1 pseudogene is annotated in these 242 nt (G+C 47.5%); it reads right to left on the bottom strand.

What is annotated here, in order from left to right:
- Positions 1 to 242: pseudogene (locus tag R7Z50_RS28370) on the bottom strand (phosphotransferase); the annotation flags it as partial.

Below are 242 nucleotides of genomic sequence, written 5' to 3'. Positions count from 1 at the left end.
GAGGCATCATGCATTCTACGCAACATTTTGGCTGCGGATAAAAGTGCAGTAACAGAAGCAATAGAACCTTGCAGTGGATAGTTGAAGGTATCTCCTTCCACAAAGCTCAACCACTCTTTACCACCCTCAATCCCAATCACTTTGGGGCATTGCGTGAATCCATTGGAATGAAGGTGATTTAACAACTGGTGGACGGTCATCGTCCAAGAGCTTGCCGGACGACTAACGCGATCACCTGTACG

The sequence above is a fragment of the Vibrio sp. 1249-1 genome (assembly GCF_033340495.1).
The sequence above is the reverse complement of the archived record's forward strand: the minus strand, read 5'-3'. Positions and strand labels throughout refer to the sequence as shown.